Source organism: Gordonia sp. NPDC003376, assembly GCF_053589235.1.
The window spans coordinates 1-24,894 of record NZ_JBSFRM010000048.1 but is presented as its reverse complement, the minus strand read 5'-3'; the positions used below and the strand labels follow the sequence as shown (position 1 = coordinate 24,894).

Here is a 24,894-nt window from a genome sequence, read left to right as displayed (position 1 = left end):
AACTTTCCTCGGGTTTCGGGTGCAGGCTTGTGAACATCCGAGCCTTCCCCTGGTTTCGCACGGGTACGGAACCGTCCCGACCTTCCGCCGAATGCGGGGGAGCGGCTGCGAGACGTCGACCTGCAAGTTCGTGACGAGACCCGACGTGAGTCCGGGCAGAAGAGGAGCGAGGGACACCATGAAGATCCGGTGGACGAGCGTGATGGTCGACGACCAGGAACGGGCACATCGCTTCTACACCGACATCCTGGGTTTCGTCACCAAGCACGACATCCCGATGGGTGGCGACGCCCGCTGGCTCACCGTCGTCTCGCCCGATGCACCCGACGGTGTGGAACTCCTCCTCGAACCCAAGGGGCATCCCGCGGCGGCACCGTTCACCGAAGCGCTGGTCGCCGACGGAATGCCGTACACGCAGTTCGCGGTCGACGATGTTCAGGCCGAGTACGACCGGATGGCCGGGCTCGGTGTGCGTTTCACCCAGCCGCCGGTCGACATGGGGCCGGTCACCACCGCGGTGTTCGACGACACCTGTGGAAACCTGATCCAGATCGTGCAGCAGAACGGCTGATCGGGAGCTCAGCGCCACGGTAGTGCGCGCGTGGCGCCGGCCATTCGGTCGAGGACCGTGGTGACCAGGCCGGCACTCGAATCCTCGATCTCCACCACGGTCTTGGGCAGTGTGGTCCGGTCGATCCGGTTGCGGTTGGACGTGAAGATGACGACATCCAGGGTCGGTTCGATCAGGGCGAGGTCGCGAATCAGGTCGAACCCGTTCGTGACCTCGTCGTCTCGCCCGATATCGGTGATGACGAGGTCGAACTGCCGCACACTGCGCAGGTCTTCGGCCATGCGGTTGCTCAGGGCGTCGTAGACCGTGGCCCCGGCCATGAGCAGGGCGTGCCGTTCGCGGGCGTTGCCTTCTGGATGATCGTCGACCCACAGGATCTGGAAGGGACGTCGTGAGGTGTCGGCGCGTCGGACATCGGCGACGATCTCGTTGCGCATCTGTTCGGATACCCGACTGCCGTCACGTCCGACGCTGGCGTCATCCGCGGCCGCCAGCACCTTTTCGGCGTTCACCGTCAGGTACTTCGATTCGATCTTGATCTTCTGGAAGTTGGCCCGGATCAGCAAGACCAAGCAGACCGTCACGCTGACACACACCGAGATGACGATCGTCATCCCCAGGACCGACTCTGGCCAACCCATTGCGCACCCCCTCGGCGGGATCAGCCTAGGCCACGCCCGGGCCGTCTGCTGCATCGTCCCCCGGTGCCGCGCGATCGTTCGTACCACGTTGCGCCCGCAGTGGCACGGCCGTGCCGGCAGATCAGCCCGCCGGCCGCATTCCGTGGTTGTCGTCGACCAATCGCAGCGCGTCTCGCAGCAGTTCGGCCGTGACCTCCCAGACCCGCCGCTCATGTCTGCAGGCGGCGGCCTCGTCGGCGTCGATCTCGCGGGCCGCGTTCCGACCCCACTCGACGGCCTGCTCTTCACAGCGGCGGAGGTAGTCGAACATGGCATCCCGATCGCGGCTGCATGCCTGCGCGACATCCTCGGGTGTCACGGTGCCGCTCATCGGGGCCAGGTCCAACACCGCGAGCAGTCCGGCCGGGACCTCCTCCTCGGGGGCGCAGTCACCGGTGGTGCCGGTGTCGGCGGTGGGATCGGCGCCCGCACCCTCGATGGTGGTGATGATCTCGGTGGCATCGGACTCCATGAAGTCGAACCACTCGACCAGGGCCGCGGTCAGAACGCGGTCATGGAACACCCGGGCATCGAGCACCATCTGCGCGAACACCGCGCCCTGCCTCAGGCTCAACCGCACCGCGTTGAACGAGGTGGGCTGTGCCGCAAGATAGATCGCAGCCGCCGCCGGATCAGGGATGCGATCGGTGAGCTGTGCGAACAGCTCGATCCGCGGGGCATCGGAAGAGATCTGCAGCCACGACCGACACGGATGCGTGGGCAACGGGACATCACCGTCGTCGTCGAGTTCCACCGCGGTGCCGGTGGCCTCCGAGAGCGCGGTCACGATCAGGGCGCGGAGCTGATCGGCGTTGCCGGGGATGACGCCGACATTCAGCGGCGGCTCAGTCCACGGTGCCGGGGAATCGAGGAGCGGGCTGGTGAGGAAGGCCGGGTGCAAGACCTCCCAGACCTGCCGCAGCGTCGCGACGGCGATCGCGGCCAGCTCGTCGACATGCCGTCGTCCACGCTCGAGGATGAATTTCTCGTTGCGCAGCTGCCGCCAGCCGAGTGCGGCCAGCATCTCGACCTGCTCGAGGTAGCACTCGGCGTCGGGATGCAGGGTGGTGGGGTTGAGCGTCATCCGGAGCCGATTGGCGCGCGTGAACTCGAAGTCGAGATGGCCATGCGGACCGTCGGGAATCTCCGGGTTCTGCGCGACCCAGGTGAAGGAGCGGGCGGTGAACATGAACAGCTGGTCGGCGAGCGCGGCCCGGAAGTTCCGCCATGCGGTGTCGACGATCGAATCGAAATCGTTGTCACGCATAGTGTCTCCTCCCACCGGCGGGAGACTCGCTCTCCCACCCGGACCACAGTAGGCGAGGGGTCTGACAATCAGGAGCGCCCTCGACTGACTACGAATATACGTTCGATGGAGGTGGGGATCAATGTGCCTGCCGGTCCCGATCGTCCGTGTCCGCGGGGAGCGCCACCTCACGCAGCGCCAGGTGCAAGAGCGCCGTGGTCGCGTGCCATGCCTTCGCCTCGTGACTGTGTGCGGATCCTTCGTCGGGATCGGTGGAGTTCTCTCGTGGGTCACCCAGGAGACGTACTACTCCTCGCCGTCACCGAGACCGATGTAGCCGAGAATGGCCGCCCGGTCGAGCTGCAGATCTGGGCCGCTTCAGGGGGCAGCGTCATCTGGTCGGAGTCGAGCTCGAGGATCGCCTGCACGGTGGGAGGTGGCGAGTCGTCGTCGGATGCGTTGGTGGCTTCAGCAGGTGGCCTCGACGGCCGAGGTGATCATGGGGCCCACTGTCATCACGAACTCGAACCAGCCCATTTCCGTGGCCGCCAGCGTCACCGGATGAAAGACGGCGCGTCGACGATGTGCCGGACGATCACCGTGGCGTTGTGCATGGTCAGTTGCACAGCGGGATCCGAGGGTGCGTGGGCGACCGGGAGCTGTGCAGCGTGGGCGGTGTCGGGGACATCGGTGGCCAGGATGGTGAACAACTCGAAGCGCGGGGCGCCGGTCTGGTACCGGATTCGGAGGCCCGGCGTGAGCGTGAAGTCGATCCGGCCGTGCGGACCGTCCGGATCTCCGGGTTCTGTTCGACCCCAGGCGTCCTTCTGACCGTCCAGCTCGGTGAGCGCGTGGGCCGGCTGCAGGCGGAAGTCTCGCCAGGCGTCCGGGTGAGTGTGTCGAAGTCATCGGGTCGCGCAGATTCTCGTCTCTCCAGAAGGGGCGAGTTCCCCTTCACCTCGAACGACAGGGGAGGGGTCTGACGGTTTCGGTCGTGATCTACCACTGGAGACGCTTCGCGACGTCGGCGATCGCATCCTCGAATCGCTCGCGGCCGCCGGCGGTGTTGAGACCCCGCATGGAACAGTGCGGGATCTTGCCCGCCGGGACATACAGATCCGGCCGCACGAGCGCCGCACGGTCCCAGCCGTCACGGGCAGCGGCACCCAGCAGCAGCACGATCTCGAGGTCGGGCAGCATCGACACCACCTCGCGGGTCCACCGGACACCACGGGCGCGCTCGGCTGGGGTGGAGCCTCCGTTCTTCACACCCTCCACCGGGAACGGCACGACGTTCCAGTGCACGACGTCGGCTCGGTCGACGCCGTGGCGCGCGTAGGCCTCCCGGCAATTACGCGCCGTACGGTCGTTGTTGTCGAGGCTCAACAAGCCTGAGCCGGTGCCGGATTCGGCCTTCGTCGACGGATTGTCCAGCAATACCAGCATGCGTGCCCTGATACCGCCGGTATCCGGGTCGACGTAGGGAATGCGACCCCGGTCGAGGCCTTCGGCATCCGCGATCCGATCGGCGAGCTCGTTGAGCGGCGCCACATGCGGGTCGCGGATGCGGGCACGCTTCGCCGCCACCACGCGCGGATCGGCGTTGCAACCGTTGACTGCCACGATGGATGCTCCTCGAAACTCTTGTCCGGCAGTGAATCCGGGCTACGACGCAACCGCGGCCGGGAAGACGATGACCGAGCCGTCCTTCTCCTGCACGATATCGATCGTGACGTCGGACTGCTTGCCGTTGACCTGCACGGACTGTCCCAGCTGGTGCAGGCGACGGGTGGTGTTGAGGAGCCGGTCGACCTCCCCAGACGAGAACACGACGTCGCGGACTCCGTGGGAGCGGTCGAGCTGGAGCGTCGTCAGCCGAAGCACCACCGCGTCGAGACGACGTTCGTGGTCATCGACCTCCCGCTGCTCCCGATGAAGAGTGGCCACGAATCGCTCGAAAGGATTGCCCTCGGACAACTGGGCGTGCTCGACAGCCTGGAGGATGAGCACCCGCCGCTTCAACGCGATGGCCAACCTGGCGAGCTCGACGTGGGCATAGAACTCGCTGTCGGCCTTGTCGATACCCTCGATCGCCTTGGTGAGGTGATTCAGTTCCACTTTGTCGCCGGGAAGCTCTGCCAGGGCCTTCTCCCACTTGGTGATTCGCCCCTGAGCCCTGGAAAGCCCTTGTTCGATGGCGTACACGCTGGAGTCGAGCCCAAGTGAGTGACCGACGAGTCCCTCGTCCAGAACCACGGCGGTGGCCTTGGTGATCGCCGGGCGGCATGCCTCGAGACTGTGCTTCTCGGTCTCGAGACGATCGGCGACGAGCTTCTCGAGCAACTCGGTGATGCGTTCGAGGGCCTGTTGCCGTTGGTGGTCGGCGTAGGCGCTGACGCCGACCGCGACCGCCATCAGGACCAGAGGTGCGGCGACGGTCAGCGCGCCTGCGCCGGCAGCCGCGACACCGGCCGTCGTCGCCGATCCGGTCGCTGCACCGGCGGTGGCGGCCTTACCCGCGGACACCGGGACGAACGATGCCTGACCCACGATCTTGGAGCCGTTGGTCAGTGCGCTGTGAATCCCACCGCTGACCGTCGACGAGGCCATCGGCTTGATCATGCCGGTGCCCATCGCCGCGAAGACCTTTCCCGGCACATCCATCCGATACAGCGTCTCGCCGCCGTCCGTGACAACCTTCGGAGTCTTGCTGACCAGGGTGGACAGCTGCTGTGCCAACGGGCTGACACCGTGTAGACGGATGCCCTTCGATGCGTCCACGGGCTCGGTCAACGGATGCGCCTCGAGTGTCGTCAGCGGGACCTCGCTGAGCGCTGCCAGAGCATCGCGAAGCCTGCCGAGCCGATCCGCGGTCAGCGCATCGTTACCGAGGACCGCCGGGACGTCGGCGGCGGCGGTGGTGATGGTCCAGACCGGTACCGTCACAAGCTCGTCAGACATGGGCAACCCTCCAGCTGGTGCGACAGAACGAACCGAATGTATCGGACGGAGCCGACAGTGTCGTGGCGCTCATCTGTCGGGGGACAGTCACACCCGAATGGCCGTCGCCGGGCAGCCGATGGATCTGGCTACCCGGCGACGGTGGGTGGTGCGGCGTCACACGTGACTACGCCAGTACACGATGCGCGCGTCGGCGATCTCGACGATCCAGTACAGGATCAGACCGAAGACCATGAGGGCGAAGACCACCGCGAACGAACTCGCCACGTCGAGCTGGAAGTTCAGCGTCTTGATCAGCACACCCATACCCTTCGAGGCACCGACGAACTCGGCGACGATGGCACCGATCAGCGCGAGGGTGATCGCGTTCTTGATGCCGGCGAAGATCAGCGGCAGCGACGACGGCAGCACCAGCTTCATGTAGGTGTCGCGGCGACCGGCACCCATCGACCGCATCAGGGTGAGTGCGTTCTTGTCGACGGTCTGCATCCCCACCACCACGTTCAGTAGCACCGGGAAGAAGCAGATGGTCGCGGCCATCACGATCTTCGAGGTCAGCCCGAAGCCGAACCAGGTGAGGAACACCGGTGCGAGCGCGACACGGGGAGTGATCTGGAAGCCGACGATCAGCGGGTACAGGCATCGGTTGATCACATCGAACGTTCCGATCAGAGTGCCCAGCGCCCACGCCAGGACGACGCCGATGACGAACCCGACGAGCGTCTCGGTCATGGTGACCTGGGTGGCCTCCCAGAAATAGGCCTCGTCGAGCATGTCGATGAATGCGGTGAAGACCTCGCTCGGTGGCGGCAGGATGATCTCGTTCACCTGGCCGGACTTCGAGGCCAGTTCCCAGATCGCGATCAGCGCGGCCAGCACCAGCAGCGGTGGCAGCACCCTCGTGACGAGGAACGAGGTGGGACGCGACCGTTTCCGGGTCGTCGTCGGTGTGGCGGTGCGTTCGGCCTCATCGGTGGCCGGTTGGACGGTGGTCATGGGATCTCGTTGCTCCAGATGCTCAGAGGTACTCGCTGATGGTGGCGTGGATCTCGCGGGTCACCGCCGCGGCCGCCTCACCCGCATAATGTTCGGGACGACGAGCCGCCGGCAGCGGGACGTCGATGACGTCGATGATCTCTCCGGGGCGGGGCCGCATCAGGACGATCCGGTCCGAGAGGAACACTGCCTCACTGATGTTGTGTGTCACGAACAGGGTTGTCCTGCCCAGGGATTCGTGAAGACGTCGCAGTTCGATGTTGAGCCGCTCCTTGGTGAACTCGTCGAGCGCGGAGAACGGCTCGTCCATCAGGAGCAACTGCGGATCGGCCACGAGCGCCCGGGCCAGGCTCACACGCTGGCGCATGCCGCCCGACAGTTCCCACACCCGTTTGTTCGCGAAGTCCTCCAGGTGGGTGATCGCGAGGAGTTCGTGCGCCCGGGCGAGGCCCTGGTCCCGGTCGAGGCCGAGTAGCTCGATCGGCAGCAGCACGTTCTTGAGCACGGTGCGCCACGGGAACAGGACCGGCGTCTGCAGCATGATGGCGCTGTCGGAGCGACCTGGGGCAGCAGGACTTCCGAAGACGTCGACGACACCCGTGGTGGGTTCGACGAGGCCGGCGATCATGTGCAGCAGGGTCGACTTGCCGCAACCACTCGGGCCGAGGAAGGAGACGAACTCGCCCTGGTCGATCCGCAGGTCGATATCGCGCAGGGCCAGCACCCCCGAACCAGAGTCGGTGTCGTAGACCTTGGTCACCGAGTCGATACGGATGCCGGATCGGGTTCTTGCCGTGGTCATCTCAGGAGCCGACATAGGTACGCGCCTCCTCCTGGATCTCGGGTACCGAGAAGTTGTAGTACTCGGCACGGAACTTCTCGAGCTCCGCAGGATCGGCGAACACGGCCGGGTTGACGTTCGAGGTGAGTGCGCCGGATTCGGTGAGGACGTCGAAGGTGGTCTGCCAGGCGGCGGTGTCGACTGCGCCGAACGGGGTGCTCCCGTTACCGACGTTCATCAGGTCGATGGTGTCCTGGACGTACTTGGTGGCGAAGGCCTCGTCCTCGCACTCCTGCGGTACCTGCTTGCATGCAATGGATTTCGCGGCTGCGGGGTTGGCGGCAGCGAAGACGGCGCCCTTGGCCCAGGCCCGGGCGAGTCCGACGATGGCGTCGCGGTCGGGGCCCTGGAGGGTGTCGTTCTTGACGATCATGCAGTCGCCGGGGATGTCGTTGTACTTCGATGGCGTGATGTCACGTGGCTGCAGGCGTCCGTCGGCCGACAGGGTCGAGATATCCGGGTAGCTACCGGCATACGCGTCGACGGTGCCGTCGAGGATGGCGTTGAGCGAGGCAGGTCCGGCGTCACCGATGGGTAGGACGGTGACGTCCTTGCCGCGTTCGAGACCCGCGTCCTTGAGCGAGGCGTTGACGATCGGTTCCTCACCGCCGCCGGCCTCGCTGATGCCGAGCGTCTTGCCCTTCAGTCCGGCGACCGAGGTGATGGAGGAATCCTGCGGGACGATGATGCGGAAGATGTTCTGCGGCGGGTTGCACATCAGTGCGCGCAGGGATTCGTCGGTGGCGAAGGCCACCGCGCCGTCGGGTGCACCGGCCCATCCCACCGGCGCCTGCCCGGCGATCAACTGCTGGGTGACAAATCCCGAACCGTTGGTCTCCTGCAGATCGAGGGTGACACCTTCCTGCTCGAGGTATCCGCGGTCCTGGGCCACCAGCAGCGGTAGCCAGTAGATCGACTTCTTGTAGGAGAGCATGACTTTGAGTCCGTCTGAGCTCTGTGAACCACCGGTGCACGCGCTGAGCACGAGCATGGCGGCAACGGCCACGACGAAGAGCACACGTTTCACTGTCGAGATCCTTTGTCAGGTGAAGGGCGATCGGCTGGGCTGATGTGCCGAGCCCGAGTCGCCGGAGTCGCGTGGTGGACGGATCCGGCCTCTTTGGTGTGACTGCACCACGTCGTGCAGCAACTTCAGTTCAAGTGAAACTGTGAAATATTGCGGGAGTGTAAAACCGACGTGAAGTTGAGGTCCAAAGTCCCTGGTAAATCACCACACTGATCGATTTCACCTGGTCGGAGCGGAGTTCCACGCCTTCAAGTGGGTTCAGCTGGATTGAACGAGATGGGTTCAGTGGGGCTGTATCGGGGTGGTGCACTGGACGACGACGAGGGTGGCCGACTCTTCGGTGTTGTTCGCGAAGCGGTGGAGGACCTCGGCGGACAGGCTCAGTCCGTCGCCGGTCGACAGTTCGTAGGAGTCACCGCCGATCTCGACGGTGAGGGCGCCGCTCATCACGGTGAGGTACTCGACTCCACGGTGGCGTACCGGGTCGTCTCCGGTGTGCGAACCCGGTGGGAACTCGATGGTCGCGATCTCCAAGCCCTGGGCCGAATCGCGGTGCGAGACATATCGAGTGGGTCCGGAATCGAGGGTGATCCGGGGCTGCTCACCGCGACGCTGGACCACCGGGGCCGCGTGCTGCTCGGTGGCGAAGAGGTCCGACATGGTGACCCCGAGGGCGGAGGCCACGGCCACGAGAGTGCCCAGCGAGCCCCCGGACTTGCCGCGTTCGAGCATGCTGAGCATCGAGATGCTCAGCCCGGTGCGTTCGGCCACGTCGGTCAGCGTGAGTTCCTTGGCGACACGTAGCTTCCGGATGACCTCGCCCACGGTGCGCATGGCGTTCTCGTAGTCGGTGGCCGGTTCCTCGTTGCTGGTCATCTGATCCTCCTGGGAGGCTTGCGCTCCCGCGTTGCGTGTCATCGTCGGTATCTCATCGTGTGAGCGCCCGAGAGGCAACCCGGACGAGGATTAACTTCAGCGTAACCGAAGCAGGTTTCAGCCGTGCTTAAATAGTCATCGCGGCCACCTCGGCCCTCGTCTCGCAGCCCCGCGTCAGAGCGTCCACTCTCTCGGCACGCGGCGTCTGTTCTCGCGCGTCACCAGTTCGCGCGGCCCTCGCCAATTCAGCCCAAGGAGCGACATGAGTCAACCACGAATGGTCATCGTCGGAGCAGGTATCGGTGGCCTCGTGCTGTCGATCGCCATGCAGCAGCGCGGATGGGAGGTGGAGGTCTACGAGCAGGCGCCCGCGCTGGACGAGGTGGGCGCCGGCGTCGCCCTGTGGTCCAACGCGACCCGACTGCTCGGGCGTCTCGGACTCGGTGACGCCATCGAGGCCGTCTCGGCCGAACCCACCGAGGTGATGTTCCGCGACGGCATCTCGGGCGACAAGATCGTTGGCTTTCCGCTGGTCCAGGATCAGGCCTACCGCACCACCTTTGGCTCACCCTACTTCGGTATCCACCGTAAGGTGTTGCAGCAGATCCTCGCCGATGCCGTCGCCGACGGCACCATCCGCCTCGGTCATCGGCTCGACGGACTCGAGACCCTCGCCGACGGCAGGACCCGATTGACCTTCGACGGCGTCGCCGAGCCAGTCGATGCCGACATCGTCATCGGCGCCGACGGCATCCGCTCGGTGGTGCGGTCCTGGATGTTCGCCGGCCTGGACTACACCATGTACTCCAAGACCAGCGGCTTCCGCGGCGTGGTCCCCACGTCGGCCCTGCCGTCCCTGCCCGACCCCACTGCCACCCAGTTCTGGGTCGGTGATGGCGCACATCTGCTGCATTTCCCGATGGCCGCCGACTACGAGTACGTCACCTTCCTTGCCGTAGAGGAAGACCCCAAGATCTGGCCCAACCCGGGTGCCTCTCGCGCGGCGTGCACCACCGCGGACGCGCTGCGGCCGTTCCTCGACTGGCATCCGGCGGTCTCGGAGATGATCGCCGCGGCCGCACCTGTCGAACGGTGGGGGCTGTTCGGCGTCGGACCCCTGCCGACCTGGGCCAAGGGCAATGTCGCGCTCCTCGGCGATGCCGCCCACGGCCTCCTCCCACATCACGGTCAAGGCGCCAACCAGTGCGTCGAGGACGCGATCGTGCTCGCCGACCTCCTCGCGTCGGACCCGCATGCGCCGATCGCCGACGTCCTGGCGCGGTACAGCGACCTCCGCTATGCCCGCGCCCAACACGTCCAGAAGATCTCCTGGGTGTCCAATCGCCTGTTCCACCTCGCTCCGGGCCCCGAGATCCCGCTGCGTGACGCCACCTTCCGAGATCTCGAGAAGAACGTGTCATGGATCCACGCCTATGACGCGCAGGCCGTCACCAACGCCCCTGTCGCCGCCCAGTAGCCCGAACTCTTCTCTCCGAAAGGAAGTCATGTCCATCTCCTACCTCCCCACCATCGAAGGTCTCTCCTCGTTCGGTGACTACTCGCCGGTGTCGGTGTCCGACGGCGGCCCTCTGGTCTACGTCGCGGGCCAGTTCGGCACTGACGGGGACGACCCGGAAAGTCAGGTGCGAGGCGCCTTCCACAACGTCGGTGTGGCACTGAAGGCCGCGGGCCTCGACTTCTCCGACGTGATCAAGTTCAACACCTACGTCGTCGGCCGCGAGACCATCGCACCCTTCATGACGATCCGCAAGGAGGTGTTCGCCGAGATCTACCCGGAAGGTGTGTACCCGCCCAACACCCTGCTCATCGTCGCCGGTCTGGTCCACGAGGAGTTCGTCGTGGAGATCGAGGCGGTGGCCCGGGCGCGCGCGGAGCAGTCGTGAGTGCGAAACCGGCTGTTGCAGAACCGATGACGACAGGATTCACCGCGGGTCGGGGCGAGGTCATCAGCTACCCGGTCACCGTGAACGGCGTGCGGACCCGCGTCGTCGAATCGGTACGCGGTGAGATCCCGATGGTGTGCATCCACGGCGTCGGGTCGCGCGCCGACCGGTTCACCCCGGTCAGCGCGTTGCTGTCCCGCGCAGGGTTCCGGGTGTTCGCGATCGACCTTCCGGGACACGGCCTCGCCGACAAGCCCGCACCCGCCGACTTCGACTATCGACCACGGGGATACGCACAGTACGTCAGCGCCGTGCTCGACGCACTGGGACTGTCGGAAGTGGTCTTTGTGGGGACATCACTCGGCGGACACATCGGAGCCCGGATCGCCTGTGACCGACCCGATCTCATCGCCGGGCTCGTCCTGATCGGGACCATGGGGATCGCACCGCTGGCCGAGGCCGACATGGTACCGCCGGCCAATGTCGCCACCGGCAGCGTGGAGGCCGTCACCAGCAAGCTCGGCTTCCTCGTCTCCGATCCCGCGATGGTGCATCCGGCGTGGGTCCGTGAAGAGTCGATGATCAACTCGTCATCAGGTGCACACGATGCCCTCTATGCCGCAGCGGGTTTCGTCAACAGCGAGGCGAACGCCGACACCCAGGCCGGGCGGCTCGCTGCGGAACGTGCGGACCTGCCCACGGTGATCGTGTGGGGAGCCGACGACCGCTGGACCCCGCTGTCGATGGGTCTCCGCTCACGAGAACTATTGCCGCACGCAGTGTTCCATGCCATGGAGGGCTGTGGCCACGCCCCGTACTTCGAGGATCCACAGCAGTTCACCGATATCGTCACCCAGCACCTGGCCGGCCGGTCACCTGCCGCCGAGTCCCGATCCGAGGAGGAGTTCGCATGACAGACACCTGGCTCCACATCACCAACGGTACCGTCGTCGACGGCGATGCCAACCCGCCGGTCCCGGACTGCGATGTGCTTGTGAAGAACGCCCGGATCGTGCGGATCGGTGATGTCGACATCGATCGTGACGTGCCGCGCGGCGACGAGGTACGCACCATCGACGCCCGCGGCAAGACCGTCATGCCCGGCCTGATCGACATCCACTGCCACATGACCTATGGGCTGGCCCGCACCGAGGAGGAGATCAGTGTCTACACGCCGCCCGAACTGCGGACGCTGATCGCGGCGTCGAACATCGAGAAGGTGCTCGCCGCGGGTGTCACGAGCATCTCGCAGCCCGGTGGCAGCTACTTCATCGGCGTCGGCCTGCGCGAGGGCATCAAACAGGGACTGGTGCACGGTCCCCGGATGACCAGCGCCGGAAGATATCTCACCACCAGCAACGGGCTCACCGACTGGTTCCCGGACGCCACCGGTAACCCGGAGTCGAGTATCGGCAAACTGACGAACACCTCACCGGAGATGGTCGACGAGATCCGGCGGCAGGTGAAGGGCGGCGTCGATCTGATCAAGCTCGCCGACAGCCCGTACGGCGACTTCCAGGCGTTCACCGGCGACGAGATGAAGCTGTGCGCCGACCTCGCCCATCAACTCGGCAAGATGATCACCATCCATGCCCGCGGTTCCGATGAACTCGGTGCGGCCGTCGATGCCGGCTTCGACCACATCATGCACGGCAACTACATGACCGACGAGGTCATCGACAAGCTTGCGGCGTCACAGATTCCGCTCGCGCCGACGCAGCTGTTCATGCATCACATCGTGGAGTTCGCGCAGATCTCCCGGAATCGGCCGTCGATCGTGTCGGCCACCGACCGGATGAACGAGGCGACGATGGAGACATTGCATCGCGCACACAAGGCGGGGGTGAAGTTCGCGATGGGCACCGACAGCGGCTTCGCCACCGTGCCGTACGGCGAGTTCCATGCTCGCGAACTCGAGATGCTCATGCTCTACACCGGAATGTCGTCACTCGAGGCCATCCAGGCGGGCACCAAGCACGGCGCCAACGCGGTCGACCTGCCCGACGATGTGGGCGTGCTCGAGGTGGGGCGCCTCGCCGACATCATCGTCGTCGACGGTGATCCGGTGAAGAACATCCGTCTGCTCTATCAGCCCGGCAAGATCAGCCATGTGATCCTCAACGGCGAGGTGCAGGTGTTCCCCGACGATGTCCGAACCCGGTTCATGCGCAACGATTATCTGCCGCACGAGTACGGGTGGGAGCTACTCACCTACGAGCGGTGCTTCGAAGACGGCGAGCGTGCCAAGACCCAGCTCGACTGGTCGCGAGACATGCGGATGGACACCGTCAACGACCTCCGCAAGTACGAGAAGAAGTCGGTGGTCAGCGACGAGGAACTGGCTGAGAGCCTCTGACCTCGCGACACCGCAGATTTCCATCAACAACCCAGAGGAACTATCTCCCAATGAAACTCGCAGCCTTCATCGTTCTCGGCGAGACCCGCGTCGGGACGGTCGACGGTGACCGCATCACCGAGATCGCCGTCGACCACCCCGAGGCCGGTGTCCTCGACGTCATCGTCGGCGGCACCGTCATCGTTCGTACAGATGCACAGGGCGATCCGATCATCCACGATGTCGATGAGGTGGACTGGTTGCGCCCCTGCCGTCTCCGCCGCGCAACATCATCTGTGTCGGCAAGAACTACCACGAGCATGCCGCCGAGTTCGCCGGCAGCGGTTATGACAGCTCTGCCTCGACCGTCATCCCCGAGCACCCGATCGTGTTCACCAAGGCCACCACCTCGGTGACCGGACCCAATGCCGTGGTCACCGCGCCTCGGTCGGTGACCACCGAGGTCGACTACGAGGCCGAGTTCGCAGTCATCATCGGCGCGCCGGGCCGGGCGATCCCGCGCGAGCGCGCCATGGATCACGTGTGGGGCTACACGCTCATCAACGATCTCACCGCCCGTGACCTGCAGAAGGTGCACAAGCAGTGGTTCCTCGGCAAGTCCCTCGACGGCTTCGCGCCGATGGGGCCGTGGGCGGTGACCGCCGACGACGTCGACCTCGATTCGCTCACCATCTCTTCTACTGTCAACGGTGAACCGCGACAGAAAGCGAACGCAGCGTCGTTGATCTTCGACGTACCGACACTGATCGAGACAGTATCGGCATCGGTGACACTGCAGCCCGGCGACATCATCGCCACCGGCACTCCGGCCGGCGTCGGCATCGGGTTCGATCCGCCGAAGTTCCTCGCCGACGGTGACGTCGTCACCGTGTCGGCAACGGGACTCGGCACGCAGACGGTGACGATTCGTGTCACGGACTGAGTGAAGGAGGGGATCGGCGGGACCGGTGTGGGAATGTCAGTTCCGCCGAGTCTCGTTAGTGGCCGGGCCGAAATGGATCAGCAGGGATTGGGCTCACCGATCTTTACCGCTGACAAGACCGCCTGTCCCTCGGTAACCGAACTACCGGCCGACGGAGTCTGCGAGACGACGATCCAGTTCCGGTCGAGGATCTGCGACCGCCACTGACCGGTGGCGTCGCGGCTTCGGGAGAAGAAGACACCTGCGGACTGGATCGCGTCCTGCGCTTCCTGCAGATTCATACAGACGACGTACGGCATGACGGCGGGTTCAGACTGTACTGAAGTGGAAACTGGCGCCGCCGCAACGGGGGTTTCGGTGCGTGCAGATGCGGGCGCGGAAGTGGTGGTCTCGACCGCCTTCGAAGGTTCCGTGGCCCGAGCCGAGTGGGCCACGTCTGTGGCCACAGTCGTGCTCGCCGAGGTATCGGTTGAATTGTTACTGCACCCGGAGGCGACAAGGACGACGGCGACGGCTACGCCAAGGGCAGTGCGCAGCTTGGGTGGGGTCTGCATGGAGCTTCCTTCGGCCGGGCAATGAAGCGAATGTATCCGACGACGAGACGCCGATGTTGCTGTCGTCTACCCGAGGGACACTATCGAGAGGTGCTGTCGGGCAGGCGATATTCGGCTGGATGGATCACGACGCGGTGGTACCGGTGTCGCCTACGATCCCTCTATGTCGAACCTAACCTTGTGCTTTCACGCTGATTCCGTGTCGTGAATGAAGAATGGTGCCCTTACCTGGGATGACTGAACTTGCGAAGGTATCAATCGGACCAGGTCGAGGAGCACCATTCAGGTGAGTAAGTCTACGTCGCCGTACCCTGTGCTGCCTGCGGATGGGTCCAGAACCGGGATCGTTCTGATATCGGATGTTAAATCCAGAATTTCTTTCCCTCTGGGGAAGGGTCGCTTCAATTTCCTCAAAAGCGGATCCGTCAGCAGTACGGTACGCGCTACTACGGATGGATCGTGGTCAGCCGATGTACACGAAGACCCACAACCGGAACCTGACCGCGGATGTGCTCAGGCGGGCGTTTTCGGAGAAGGAGTGGACGGTGTGACGCGGGGCGCGATGCCGTCAATCACGCCTTCGCACAAGGCACGCACCTCGGTCACCGTCGGTGACAGCTCGTAGGCGTGCTGATGGCAGCAGGCACTGAGTTGGCTCCACAGCGACGCCAGTCGATCGGCATTGTCGACGTCGTCGAGTGAACGGAGAATGAGAAGCCGCGTGCGCATAGACCGCCCGTCGTAGTCGACGTTCAGCTCGGCGCACCGGGCGCGGACGTACTGCTCGAGTGCCTGTCTGCCCATCATCGCGGCGAGCCGCGCCGAGTTGCCGGCGGTGGCGTTGGAGGACTCGTCGAGGAGGTGCTGGGCGTGTCCCAGCAGTTCCAGAGGCGTCATCGGGTGGCCAGGATGTCGTCGACGGTGCTCTTGAGGTCGTTGACGTCGGCGTGGCTGATGTGCGCGCCGTGGTGGAATCCATGTGTCGCGATCCCGACTGCGGTACCGCGGTATGAGCGGAGCTTGCACCATGAGGTGACGCTGGGTGTCGTTCCGGCCGTCGTCTCGAGGACCAGGGAGATATAGTCGGCAGTGGTGGTTGCGCCGTGCCACAGCTCTTCGGTCTCGATCTGCTTGTCGCCGTGGAGACTTCGTTGGGTGTAGAAGGCCTGGCGGGCGGCGGCTTCGATGGCGAACCGGAAGAATCCGGGTAGCACCTGACGCCGCACGTCGTCGGAGAGTGTCCTATCGGACACGAGCGCTCGGGCATCGTCAACAAAGCGGCGCGCGGGAACGTCGGCGAACTTCACCGTGACCTGCGATCCCTGCTCGCGTCGGACTTCGAGAAGCTGCGCGGGGATGGAGCGTTGCCGGATGGCGGTGGGGAGGCGGTCGTCATGCGAGAAGACGATGACCTGCCTGTTCTGCGCGATGCCGGTGAGGACGTTGAGGAAGCCGTCGATCTTGGCCGGATCCATCGCTTGGATGGGGTCGTCGAGGACGACAAACCGGAAGGGGCTTGCCGCGGCGGTGGCGCGCGGCAGGAACAGGGCGAGGGCCAGTGCGTGCAGCTCGCCCTGGCTCATCACTGACAGTGCGCTGGTTTCCTGCCCGTCGACGGTGCCTTGCAACACCGCACGACGACGGTTCCGTCTGCCTTCCAGGGCGATATCGGAGATCTCGACGTTGCTCTCTTGCCGCAGTTGCGACCAGATTGCTCGGGCACCCTCCGAGATGGGGCGCAGGCGCTCGTTGCGCAACTCCCCGGAGTGGTTGCGTACCCAGTTGCGGGCCTTGCTGATTCGGTCGACAAGTTCGGTGCTCTGTTGAGCGTCACGCTCAAGCCCGAGCCATGCGAGTGTCGCTGTTGCGATGGGTGCCCACGAGTCGCGCAGCGCCGCAGACAGTTCCGTCGCTTCGGTGCGAAGCGTGTCGAGAGAAGCCTGCACAGCAGGGATCGTCGACTCCAGATGTGACGGCAGGCCTTCGACTGTGTGCGGGATCTGTGCCGCAGCGGCCTGAGTCACCTGGTAGGCGGACAAGCTGGTCAGCTCGGCGCCGCCGATTACGGTGACCATCGGCACCGAGGTGAGCAGTGCGCGGGCTTGCTGCTCAAGCTGGTTGACCTGCGCGCGGGCCTCGCTGTACATCGCGAGCTGGCCCTGCTCCGTCTCGAGGAATGCTCGGGTGTGCTCCGCCCAGTCGGCGGTGAGTGTCCCCTCTCCACACACGGGGCACGCAGCGGGCTCCGCGTCGGCTGAATGGAACTCCAGTGCCTTGCGGAGCAGATCCGCGCGGAGTTCTGCCGTGCGCATGGACTCGTCGGCGAGGCCTCGACTCGTACTGAGAGCATCACGCAACGACGCGGCCAGTGCCGCCGCATGCTGGACGTCGGGACCCGCGGTGTTCGCGATCGCGTCGAGGCGCACGACCACCGACTCGGCGCCACTGGTGCTTCCCGAGATCAGCTCAGCAACAGCGTCGAGGTTGGGTGGGTGCTTCCGCACGAGCTTGGCGAGCTCGGCGCTGCGGGGATCGTCGGACTCTTGGACCTGCGATTTGATCTGTCTCAGTGCGGCTTTCGCCATTTCGCCGGGCTGCGACTTCTGCTTGAAGAGTGCGTCAAGGCGTGCCTCGGCATCCTGGATCTCGTCGAGCGCGAGGAGCTTTGCCAGAGCGTCGTAGAGCTTGGACGGTTCCTGATCGAGCAAGCCTCCGATCTCGTCGTAGCTCAGAATCGGTCGGTGGATCTCGATGGCGTTGGTCCATCCGAGTGCGGATACGCCTTCTTGTTGCTTTTCCCGCATGACCTGCGACCAGTGCTTGGCGTCCCCGAGCTCGGCGCCGGCCGCCCACTCTGCGCCGATCGATGTGGTGGTGCCGTCCTCGACCGCGAACTCCACACTGACCGAGCAGGGATCGGGACTATGCAGGTTTCGCCAGTTGTCCTGCCAGAGCTTTGCGCCCTTGTTGCGCCAGCGGTAGCTCTGGCCGGTGAGCGCAAACTCGAGTGCCTCGGCAAAACTGGACTTACCCGAACCGTTGCGACCGCTGACCACGGTGATCCCTGGGAACGGCGTGATCTTCAAGGTTGCCGCGGCCCCGATTCCGCGGAACCCGGACACGCTGATCTGATGCACAAACGCACCCGCTGGATGTTCCTCACGTGCCTCCGGCTCGGGGCGGTGCTGGGCGAGCGCACCCTCGCCGAGTTGAGCAGTCAGTGACTCCTCGCTGTCCATTGCTGCGATGACGAGGTACTTGGTGTCGTCGTCGAGGTTGGCATCAGCATCGAGCAGATCCCAGACGGTGTCGACCAAAGACTGTTCGGCGGTGGGTGCAGCTTCTGACACGTCATCGGTGGGCACGAGCGAATCCTATTCTTCGAAAAGGCAAGTGTCGGTGAGGTGTATGTCCGTCGGTCAGACGCCTGGGGGATTGGTCGGTGGGATTCAGCCGGCGATCACGGCTCCACTCTCGAAGACGTCGATCGGCATCGGCCGGCGCAGCTTCCAGGTGATGGCGATGGGTCGCTCTCCTTGGTGGCTGACGTAATCAACGGGGCCCAGGTAGACATATGGGCTCGACCCGAACTGGCCGTCGGGGTGATCTCGGACGAACAGCAACACGGTGCAGCCATTCGATCGCTGGGAGAGGTACCGCTGTCCCATCTCGGAATCGGCCGCTGTGTTGTTCGGCGATTCCCAATGGAACATCTCGCGCGAGATTGGATAGTCGCGGTACATCGTCGTGGGACTGAACTGGCTCTCTGACTTGTGGAGGTTGACGAAGAGTGCCGCGGTGGTGTCGTGCCAGATCGCGCCTCCGGCCTGTCCTTGGGCCTTGCGCTGCAAAGTGGCGAATCCGATGGCCGCCAAGACTTCTTCACGTCGGTACTGAGCATGAGTTAGGAGGGGGAGGTCGGGGCGGCCCTCGGAGAGGCGCGGCACGTGGTGGATCTGCGATGTGGTGACCTCGAGCAACTGGTGGACTTCGGTGCAGATCGCGGGGTGTTCACGGAGCTGATCGAGGGCAGCGTCCCATGTGGCGAAGCCACCACGATTCGGCCACACGGTGTAGATCAGCATGCGTGCGTAGGCCTGATCTCGTTCAGACAGGGAGGCGTAGGACGGACCACCAACGGCCGCGAGCCGCTTGTAGCTGGCCGCGCGTTCAAAGTCATCGACGTGGGCGAGTGTGCGTACGCGTTTGAGGAGCGAGGCTTCGTCAGGCCCTTCGTGCGCAACGCTCATCCCGGCATCGCGCAGGAGCGGCGTCCATGCGCGAGTGCTGCTGCCGCCGTATACCGTTGACAGTTGGCATCCGCTGGCGCGGAGGTACTCGCTGAGGATCGCTGTGCCGGTGCTGCGTACTGATTGGACGAGCGCGGCTCGCCGGTTGCTCGGCACGGCGCGTTTGATCGATTCGACCACGATCTCCTGCGCTTGACGATCCAGCACGATCCGACTGCCGCCTGGAAGCAGGGGAAAGTCTTCTTCAATCTCGCGTGGACTGCCGTCACCGGTCAGTGCGGCAAACCGGGGACCATAGTTGAACTCCACCCGCTGGTGCCCGATGAAGTCGAGGACGGTCAGCTGGGATTTGTTGCGGCTCCGACGCAGGCCGCGACCGAGCTGCTGAAGGAAGATGGTGGCGCTCTGGGTGGGCCGCAACATCAGCAGGGTGTCGACGTCGGGAATGTCGACACCCTCATTGAAAATGTCTACAGCGAACAGACACTGGATCGTGCCAGCGCGCAGTTCTGCCAGCGCCCGTGCTCGTGCCTCGGGTGAGGTATCGGCGGTGAGCGCCGCTGATCGGATTCCCTGACGTGAGAAGGCGTCAGCCATGTCCTCCGCGTGTTTGATGCTGACGCAGAAGCCGAGTGCCTTCATGGCGGTGGGGCTCTCCACATACTCACGCACTGCCTTCAGAATCAGGAGGGTGCGCGCATGATTGCCTGTGTAGACCTTCTCGAGATCGGCTTGCTTGTAGTCGCCGCGTGACCATGCCAGTGACCGCAAATCGGTGTTGTCAGAGATCCCGTAGTAGTGGAACGGGCACAGGAGGTCTTGCTCCAAGGCATCCCAGAGGCGCAGTTCATACGTGGTTTGCCCCCCAAACCAGCCAAGGATGTCGAGGTTGTCAGCCCGTTCAGGGGTGGCCGTCAGGCCGAGTAGCTCAGTGGGCGAGATCGAGTCGAGGATGGTCCGGTATGTGGGTGCCGCGGCGTGATGGAACTCGTCGATTACGACGACGTCGAAGTCGCCGGGGTCAATGTTCGCGGCGCTCCCGTTGAGCGACTGGATGCTCGCAAAGACGTGCTTTTCGTTTGCCGGGCGGTGGCCGCCGACGAGGAGTTCGCCAAAGCTTCCGTCACCGAGTACCTCTCGATACTTGCGCAGCGATTGCTCGAGAATCTCCTTGCGGTGTGCAATGAATAGCAGGCTGAGCTGCTCGTCGGCGGTCTGGCAGAGTCGCTGGTAGTCGAGCGCGGCCACGACGGTCTTTCCGGTGCCGGTCGCGGCAACGATCAGGTTGTTATGGCGGTCGTACACCGTCCGGGCGACGTCGAGCGCCTCCAAGATGCGTTCTTGGTGAGGGTAGGGCTGCACGTCGAGGCCAGAGATGGTGATGGTCTCGCGGCCGGTGCCGGCTCCGCCGGCCGCGGCGAGGGCCCGGTCAAGCAGGTCGGCGTCGGTGGCGGGGTTGTAGGTCTTGAACGCTGGGTCGGCCCAGTACGTGTCGAAGGTGGCCTCGAACTTCCGGACCAACGTCGGCGTGGCAACAGATGAGATCCGCACGTTCCATTCCAGCCCATCGACCATCGCCGACCGTGACAGGTTGGAGCTACCCACGTATCCGGTGTCAAAGCCGGAGTGCCGACGGAACAGCCACGCCTTGGCATGCAAGCGTGTGGACGCTGTTTCGTACCGGATCCGGACCTCGGCGCCGTACTTCTCGACGAGTTCGTCGAGGGCGCGTCGCTGCGTCGCACCACGATAGGTGGTGGTGATGACCCGGAGCTTCACTCCACGATCGCGGAGCGCGGCGAGCTCGCGCTTGATGACGGCGATACCCGCGAACCGGATGAACGCGCACAGCAGGTCCACCCGGTCGACGGACTGCAGTTCCCGAGCGATCTCGCTTGCCATGTTTGGCTCATCGCGTGTGTTGGTTAGCAGAGCGACTTCCGACAGTGGCGTTGCAGGCCGGACCGGACTGGGCTTTCCCGGAGCGTGCAGCGACGTCAGCTGCGATTGGTTGCCCAGCTGATCGAGGGGGCCATCGGTCAACTGAGCGATCAACGAGTTGACCGCAGTGAGCTGCTGGTCCTTGGGGAGCGCAGCGAGATGCCGTTCCGCAGCCACGGCAAGGTGTCGAGCGAACACATGGGGCCGGTCGGACTCGGGCACGTCTGAGTACTCGGGGTCCAGTTCGGAAGCACCGAGCAACTGCTCGAGGCGATGGGTGACGACTGACTCGTAGATTCCGGGCGCCAGAGGATCATGCACGGTCGGAGTTAAGCACGCAGGTGTGACGAGAATGCCGGAATGGGAATCGGACACGACCGCCGCCGATGCACGTTCAATCCCTAGAACGACACGCTAGTCTCACACACGTAATCCGCTTCGGCCCGACAGACGCGTCGCTTGAGACAAGGCTCCAACCCGGGCGGGAAGTCCTTCGTGTCTTCCTGGAGCCGCAGTGTCGCTGTATCGGGGCTCGGTGGCTGGAGTTCGCTCTCAGCTCACCGCCGCCAAGCTTGTACCCGCCTTGACCGAGCAGTTCTTCTACGAGTTCGGCTATCACCCGTCCGGGGGTGAGGTGCGATCGTGGGAACGCAGTCTCGGTGTTCTCGTCGCCGACCTCGAGGATGCCGGCCTCGACAAGGCCGAGATGCTGATCGAGTATCGGCTACCGCTGACCAGCAAGCGTGCTGACGTGGTGGTCTGCGGTCAGCACCCGAAGACCGGTGAACCGTCCTATGTCGTGATCGAGCTGAAGCAGTGGACCAAGGCCGGTGTCCTCGATGGGACCGAGACGGTCGTACACCTCGACGGGGTGGGAGAGCGATTGCACCCGGTCGAACAGGTCAGCCGGTACTGCACCCACATCGCGGACTTCATCGCCTCCCTCGGCGGCAGCACCGAGAACCTCGCCGGCGCGGCGTATCTGCACAACGCCACCGATGACGACGTCCGAACCCTCTGGGAGCATCCGCAGTCGCAGACCGGCCGGATGTTCACCTCCCAGCGCCGGGGTGAGTTCGTCTCGTTCCTGCGGTCGCGCCTGTCGGAGAACTCCGGGGCCGACGCCGCCGACCAGCTCTTGAACTCGGCGATCCGACCCAGCAAGCAACTGATGGCCTTGGCCGCCGACGAGGTCCAGCGGCGCGAGCAATTCGTGTTGCTCGACGAACAGAAGGTGGCGTTCGACCTGGTGATGCGGGCGGTGCAGAAGGCTTCGCGGGCCACCACCAAGGAGGTCGTGGTGATCGTCGGCGGCCCTGGATCGGGCAAGTCGGTGATCGCACTGAGTCTGTTGGGCGAACTCTCCCGGCAAGGCCGCACCGCGGTGCACGCCACCGGTTCCTCGGCATTCACCAAGACCCTGCGCAAGGTCGCCGGGGCGCGTGCGCCGCGTGTACAGAAGCTGTTCACCTACTACAACAACTTCATCAACTCCGAGCCGAACGACCTCGAGGTCCTCATCTGCGATGAGGCCCACCGCATCCGGGAGACCTCGACCAACAGGTTCACCCGGGCGATCGACCGCACCGGCAGGCCCCAGGTCGAAGAACTCATCGATGCGGCGCGTGTCCCGGTGTTCCTGCTCGACGAGGACCAGGTCGTCAAGCCGACCGAACGCGGGAGCATCGCCGAGATCGAACAGGCCGCGGCGCGGATGAAGTGCACCTCGCAGGTGATCCGTCTCGACGGCCAGTTCCGGTGCGGTGGCAGCAGTTCCTACGACCATTGGGTACGCCGGCTCCTGGAACTCGAACCGGGCGGTCCGGTCGCCTGGGAGGGCGATGATGCCTTCGACGTGTCCGTCGACGATGCACCATCGATCATCGAGTCGAGACTCGAAGCAGTTCTGGAACAGGGATACTCGGCCAGGATCGTCGCCGGATACTGCTGGGACTGGAGCACACCCGAGTCGGGACGACCCCTCGCCGCCGACATCGTGATCGGCGACTGGAAGCGCCCGTGGAACAACCCGAAGACCACCAAGCACGGCGACGCTCCCGGCCGTGAGCTGTGGGCGACCGAACCGGGCGGCTTTCATCAGATCGGATGCGTCTACACCGCGCAGGGGTTCGAGTACGACTACGGAGCGGTGATCTTCGGGCCCGATCTGGTCTGGCGCACCGACCGCTGGATGGCACGACCCGAGTTCAGCCACGACAAGCAGGTCAAGAAGGCCGATCACGCAGCGTTCGACCGCGCCATCCGCAACACCTACAAGGTGCTGCTGACCCGGGGGATGCGGGGTATGCGAATCTACTCGACCGACGTCGAGACGCAGGGGTTCTTGCGGTCGTTGGTCGCGGGGACATCGACGTGAATGCGGATGCTCACACACGGCCCGGGACTCAGGCTCGCGCGTCCGGCTCAGCGGAGTTCCCGTGTCCACAGCGGAGCAGCCGGTCTGTCAGTGGTGTCGCACGGTGGCACGACCAGTGACGGAGCCGAGGACTTCCTCCGCACGATCTGCGAGTACTACGCACGACGGTGATCCGCATCGGTTGGCGCCGCCGCGGTCGGCGCAGCCGGCGGGCGACTCACTCCCACATCGAACGTGATCACCCTGGTCCGCAACGCGCGAATTGCCCGGTATCGGGGAGCCGGCGCCCCTGAGTGCCGTCGGTCGAGTGACCGAAGTCCCTAGCGACCGCCGTCACACGGGCGTCCAATGGGAAGGGCACCAACCGAGATCGCTGACGGCCCCGACCGGCTGAGGTCGCCGCCTCGCGATGTGAGTTCGAGGGCATCGATGACCAGAACCCCCCATCCCTTCCTGCACACCACGACCTCCACCGCCGTCGACATCCGTCGGCGGGGCTGGACCAATCGCTGCGACGTCTGCGATCGCACACTGGTGGTCAGGGCGGTGGACTCCCGTGATGCGGCGCGCATGCTCGCCCGGATCAACGGGTGGGTGCTGCATGACGGCCTGGTTCGCTGCCCGGGCTGTGCGGGCCTGCCGCCGACGGTCCGAACCGTGCCATGACCGTCCCGATCCCGTATCCCTGGTACGTTGCGACGCCGGCGATCGGACGATGCGTGATCACCACGGTCCTACTGGTGCTACGCCGCCGGCTCCACCAGCCGTCCACCGACTACGGGCGGGTCGTCGGCTTCTCCGACGGCACGCAGGGGCGTGTGTATCGGGAGACCACCGTCGACGACGCCGCGCCGACGGAGCCCGTGACCCTGATCGTCGGGTTCCGAATCCGGCGGATCGGGGGAAACCGTGTGGTGCATTGGCTGTTTCGAGTCGAAAGTGTTTGCAACACAATCCTGTTCGCCGGATTCGACGGATTCAGGACCAAGCTGTGGATGGCCGACGACGAGACTCACCGCTATCGCGGTGTCTATGACTGGGACGGCGAACAGCGTGCACGCGCCTATGTACGCGCCCTGTGGTGGCCGCTGACGGTGATCAGTGAACGGGACTCCATCGCCTTCCAGGTGCTGCCGGGAACACGCGAGGACACGTTGGCCGGCGGCGGCGCGATTCCCGACGAGAAACAGTGGTGGCGGCCACACTCGTCGGCGTGACCTCGGCAGGTATGGGCGCTGACATGCGTCTTTACCGAACAGAACCTCTCTGACCAGCCGATTTGTATCCACGGCCATCGGTGCGTAACTTATTCGAAGTCAGCGCGCCACGGCGCCGCCCCGGATGGCCTTGAAAGAGGTTGTGGGGGAAGGGAAACCGAGTAGCGGCTGGCCA

General features: G+C 64.8%; 23 protein-coding genes. 9 read left to right on the top strand and 14 right to left on the bottom strand.

The window, feature by feature from the left end; genetic code table 11:
• Positions 1–178 precede the first annotated feature (178 nt).
• The gene (locus ACWDUA_RS25340) at positions 179–571 is read left to right on the top strand and encodes a VOC family protein (RefSeq protein WP_449753793.1); all 393 of its coding nucleotides are present in this window, start codon (positions 179–181) and stop codon (positions 569–571) included.
• Between the two features lie 8 nt (positions 572–579).
• Here the strand turns inward: ACWDUA_RS25340 and ACWDUA_RS25335 are convergent, their stop codons facing one another.
• From ACWDUA_RS25335 to ACWDUA_RS25295, 9 genes are all read right to left on the bottom strand, one after another.
• Positions 580–1,185, bottom strand: a complete 606-nt coding sequence (locus ACWDUA_RS25335; RefSeq protein ID WP_449753792.1) for a hypothetical protein — start codon at positions 1,183–1,185, stop codon at positions 580–582.
• Positions 1,186–1,333: 148 nt separating this feature from the next.
• On the bottom strand, positions 1,334–2,518 hold the full coding sequence (locus ACWDUA_RS25330; protein ID WP_449753791.1) for a TY-Chap domain-containing protein: 1,185 nt from the start codon (positions 2,516–2,518) through the stop codon (positions 1,334–1,336).
• A gap of 533 nt (positions 2,519–3,051) precedes the next feature.
• Positions 3,052–3,207 carry a hypothetical protein gene (locus ACWDUA_RS25325; protein ID WP_449753790.1) on the bottom strand — a complete coding sequence of 52 codons (156 nt, stop codon included), beginning with the start codon at positions 3,205–3,207 and terminating at the stop codon, positions 3,052–3,054.
• Between the two features lie 289 nt (positions 3,208–3,496).
• A complete protein-coding gene (locus ACWDUA_RS25320; protein ID WP_449753789.1) occupies positions 3,497–4,120 on the bottom strand; it encodes a uracil-DNA glycosylase in 624 nt (207 codons plus the stop codon).
• A gap of 42 nt (positions 4,121–4,162) precedes the next feature.
• Positions 4,163–5,458, bottom strand: coding sequence for a hypothetical protein (locus tag ACWDUA_RS25315; protein ID WP_449753788.1), 1,296 nt, complete (start codon positions 5,456–5,458; stop codon positions 4,163–4,165).
• 156 nt (positions 5,459–5,614) lie between these two features.
• Entirely contained in the window at positions 5,615–6,454 is an 840-nt protein-coding gene (locus ACWDUA_RS25310) for an ABC transporter permease (protein ID WP_449753787.1), read from the bottom strand.
• A 22-nt stretch (positions 6,455–6,476) separates the two neighbouring features.
• Entirely contained in the window at positions 6,477–7,256 is a 780-nt protein-coding gene (locus ACWDUA_RS25305) for an ABC transporter ATP-binding protein (protein WP_449753786.1), read from the bottom strand.
• A gap of 1 nt (position 7,257) precedes the next feature.
• A complete protein-coding gene (locus tag ACWDUA_RS25300) occupies positions 7,258–8,322 on the bottom strand; it encodes an ABC transporter substrate-binding protein (protein ID WP_449753785.1) in 1,065 nt (354 codons plus the stop codon).
• 282 nt (positions 8,323–8,604) lie between these two features.
• Positions 8,605–9,198 (bottom strand): helix-turn-helix domain-containing protein, encoded by a 594-nt coding sequence (locus ACWDUA_RS25295; RefSeq protein ID WP_449753784.1) that lies wholly within the window; start codon positions 9,196–9,198, stop codon positions 8,605–8,607.
• Positions 9,199–9,460: 262 nt separating this feature from the next.
• Between ACWDUA_RS25295 and ACWDUA_RS25290 the strand changes: the two genes are divergently transcribed.
• The 4 genes from ACWDUA_RS25290 to ACWDUA_RS25275 are packed head-to-tail and all read left to right on the top strand — an operon-like array spanning position 9,461 to position 13,458.
• Positions 9,461–10,675, top strand: coding sequence for an FAD-dependent oxidoreductase (locus tag ACWDUA_RS25290; protein WP_449753783.1), 1,215 nt, complete (start codon positions 9,461–9,463; stop codon positions 10,673–10,675).
• Between the two features lie 28 nt (positions 10,676–10,703).
• Positions 10,704–11,102, top strand: coding sequence for a RidA family protein (locus ACWDUA_RS25285; RefSeq protein ID WP_449753782.1), 399 nt, complete (start codon positions 10,704–10,706; stop codon positions 11,100–11,102).
• A 26-nt stretch (positions 11,103–11,128) separates the two neighbouring features.
• Positions 11,129–12,016, top strand: a complete 888-nt coding sequence (locus tag ACWDUA_RS25280) for an alpha/beta fold hydrolase (RefSeq protein WP_449753781.1) — start codon at positions 11,129–11,131, stop codon at positions 12,014–12,016.
• Positions 12,013–13,458, top strand: coding sequence for an amidohydrolase family protein (locus ACWDUA_RS25275; protein ID WP_449753780.1), 1,446 nt, complete (start codon positions 12,013–12,015; stop codon positions 13,456–13,458). The genes ACWDUA_RS25280 and ACWDUA_RS25275 overlap by 4 nt, the downstream gene beginning before the upstream one ends.
• Positions 13,459–13,481: 23 nt before the next feature.
• Here ACWDUA_RS25275 and ACWDUA_RS25270 read toward each other — a convergent pair whose 3' ends face one another.
• Entirely contained in the window at positions 13,482–13,676 is a 195-nt protein-coding gene (locus ACWDUA_RS25270) for a hypothetical protein (protein ID WP_449753779.1), read from the bottom strand.
• A 17-nt stretch (positions 13,677–13,693) separates the two neighbouring features.
• On the opposite strand from ACWDUA_RS25270, the gene ACWDUA_RS25265 reads away from it, so the two are divergent.
• A complete protein-coding gene (locus ACWDUA_RS25265; RefSeq protein ID WP_449753794.1) occupies positions 13,694–14,380 on the top strand; it encodes a fumarylacetoacetate hydrolase family protein in 687 nt (228 codons plus the stop codon).
• A 77-nt stretch (positions 14,381–14,457) separates the two neighbouring features.
• Here ACWDUA_RS25265 and ACWDUA_RS25260 read toward each other — a convergent pair whose 3' ends face one another.
• The 4 genes from ACWDUA_RS25260 to ACWDUA_RS25245 all read right to left on the bottom strand — a co-directional run bounded on the left by ACWDUA_RS25260 (position 14,458) and on the right by ACWDUA_RS25245 (position 21,446).
• Complete coding sequence (locus tag ACWDUA_RS25260) at positions 14,458–14,934, bottom strand: PASTA domain-containing protein (RefSeq protein WP_449753778.1); 477 nt, start codon at positions 14,932–14,934, stop codon at positions 14,458–14,460.
• A gap of 513 nt (positions 14,935–15,447) precedes the next feature.
• Entirely contained in the window at positions 15,448–15,831 is a 384-nt protein-coding gene (locus tag ACWDUA_RS25255; protein ID WP_449753777.1) for a hypothetical protein, read from the bottom strand.
• Entirely contained in the window at positions 15,828–18,299 is a 2,472-nt protein-coding gene (locus tag ACWDUA_RS25250) for an AAA family ATPase (protein WP_449753776.1), read from the bottom strand. Before ACWDUA_RS25250 ends, ACWDUA_RS25255 begins: the two co-directional genes overlap by 4 nt.
• Positions 18,300–18,383: 84 nt before the next feature.
• Positions 18,384–21,446, bottom strand: coding sequence for a DUF3427 domain-containing protein (locus tag ACWDUA_RS25245; protein WP_449753775.1), 3,063 nt, complete (start codon positions 21,444–21,446; stop codon positions 18,384–18,386).
• 214 nt (positions 21,447–21,660) lie between these two features.
• Between ACWDUA_RS25245 and ACWDUA_RS25240 the strand changes: the two genes are divergently transcribed.
• The 3 genes from ACWDUA_RS25240 to ACWDUA_RS25230 all read left to right on the top strand — a co-directional run bounded on the left by ACWDUA_RS25240 (position 21,661) and on the right by ACWDUA_RS25230 (position 24,719).
• Positions 21,661–23,502 (top strand): DNA/RNA helicase domain-containing protein, encoded by a 1,842-nt coding sequence (locus tag ACWDUA_RS25240; protein ID WP_449753774.1) that lies wholly within the window; start codon positions 21,661–21,663, stop codon positions 23,500–23,502.
• Between the two features lie 429 nt (positions 23,503–23,931).
• Positions 23,932–24,168 (top strand): hypothetical protein, encoded by a 237-nt coding sequence (locus tag ACWDUA_RS25235; protein WP_449753773.1) that lies wholly within the window; start codon positions 23,932–23,934, stop codon positions 24,166–24,168.
• A complete protein-coding gene (locus ACWDUA_RS25230; protein WP_449753772.1) occupies positions 24,165–24,719 on the top strand; it encodes a hypothetical protein in 555 nt (184 codons plus the stop codon). Before ACWDUA_RS25235 ends, ACWDUA_RS25230 begins: the two co-directional genes overlap by 4 nt.
• The last annotated feature ends 175 nt before the right edge of the window (positions 24,720–24,894 follow it).

Coding starts and splice junctions, on each gene's coding strand:
- ACWDUA_RS25340 (WP_449753793.1), top strand. CDS start 179: ATGAAGATCCGGTGGACGAGCGTGATGGTCGACGACCAGGAACGGGCA.
- ACWDUA_RS25335 (WP_449753792.1), bottom strand. CDS start 1,185: ATGACGATCGTCATCTCGGTGTGTGTCAGCGTGACGGTCTGCTTGGTC.
- ACWDUA_RS25330 (WP_449753791.1), bottom strand. CDS start 2,518: ATGCGTGACAACGATTTCGATTCGATCGTCGACACCGCATGGCGGAAC.
- ACWDUA_RS25315 (WP_449753788.1), bottom strand. CDS start 5,458: ATGTCTGACGAGCTTGTGACGGTACCGGTCTGGACCATCACCACCGCC.
- ACWDUA_RS25310 (WP_449753787.1), bottom strand. CDS start 6,454: ATGACCACCGTCCAACCGGCCACCGATGAGGCCGAACGCACCGCCACA.
- ACWDUA_RS25305 (WP_449753786.1), bottom strand. CDS start 7,256: ATGACCACGGCAAGAACCCGATCCGGCATCCGTATCGACTCGGTGACC.
- ACWDUA_RS25295 (WP_449753784.1), bottom strand. CDS start 9,198: ATGACCAGCAACGAGGAACCGGCCACCGACTACGAGAACGCCATGCGC.
- ACWDUA_RS25290 (WP_449753783.1), top strand. CDS start 9,461: ATGAGTCAACCACGAATGGTCATCGTCGGAGCAGGTATCGGTGGCCTC.
- ACWDUA_RS25285 (WP_449753782.1), top strand. CDS start 10,704: ATGTCCATCTCCTACCTCCCCACCATCGAAGGTCTCTCCTCGTTCGGT.
- ACWDUA_RS25280 (WP_449753781.1), top strand. CDS start 11,129: ATGACGACAGGATTCACCGCGGGTCGGGGCGAGGTCATCAGCTACCCG.
- ACWDUA_RS25275 (WP_449753780.1), top strand. CDS start 12,013: ATGACAGACACCTGGCTCCACATCACCAACGGTACCGTCGTCGACGGC.
- ACWDUA_RS25260 (WP_449753778.1), bottom strand. CDS start 14,934: ATGCAGACCCCACCCAAGCTGCGCACTGCCCTTGGCGTAGCCGTCGCC.
- ACWDUA_RS25255 (WP_449753777.1), bottom strand. CDS start 15,831: ATGACGCCTCTGGAACTGCTGGGACACGCCCAGCACCTCCTCGACGAG.
- ACWDUA_RS25235 (WP_449753773.1), top strand. CDS start 23,932: ATGACCAGAACCCCCCATCCCTTCCTGCACACCACGACCTCCACCGCC.
- ACWDUA_RS25230 (WP_449753772.1), top strand. CDS start 24,165: ATGACCGTCCCGATCCCGTATCCCTGGTACGTTGCGACGCCGGCGATC.